This is a genomic window from Dietzia sp. IN118 (genome assembly GCF_032905965.1).
In the GTDB taxonomy this organism is placed as follows: Bacteria; Actinomycetota; Actinomycetes; order Mycobacteriales; family Mycobacteriaceae; genus Dietzia; species Dietzia kunjamensis.
The window spans coordinates 1-547 of sequence record NZ_JAUMSR010000032.1; the positions used below are offsets into that span (position 1 = coordinate 1).

General features: G+C 67.5%; 1 pseudogene. It reads left to right on the forward strand.

Going from position 1 to position 547, the window contains the following annotated elements:
* A pseudogene (locus Q2K20_RS18150) lies at positions 1-437 on the forward strand (IS21 family transposase); the annotation flags it as partial.
* Positions 438-547 lie beyond the last annotated feature (110 nt).

The following is a 547-nucleotide window of genomic DNA, read 5'->3' on the forward strand; positions in this document are numbered from 1 at the left end:
AGCGCACGACCAGGCGGGCGGTGGCGCAGGTCAAGGCCGCGTGGCGGGCCGGGCATCAGCGCACCTACCGGCCGTGGATCACCGAGCCGGGCCTGTGGCTGCAGTTCGACTGGGGCGAAGGGCCGAAGGTCCCCGGCCCGGACGGGGTCCTGCGCTCGACGTTGCTGTTCTGCGCCTGGTTGGCGTGGTCCCGCTTCCGGGTGGTGATCCCGGTGTGGGACCAGAAATTGCCCACGCTGATCGCTTGCCTGGATGCGACCCTGCGCCGCGTGGGCGGGGTGCCGACCTACGTGCTGACCGACAACGCCAAGACGGTCAGCGTGGATCACGTCGCCGGTGTGCCGGTGCGTCATCCGCAGATCGTCCAGGCCGCACGTCACTACGGCACCCAGGTGCACACCTGTGTGCCGTTCGATCCGGTGGACCGTTCCCGCTCTGGTGGACACCCGGAGATGAGCGGTGAGTTCCCCCAAGATAGAGGGAGCGGATTATGGGATCTACTCGTCGGAGCTTCACTGCCGAGTACAAGGCCAACGCGGTAAGTTTG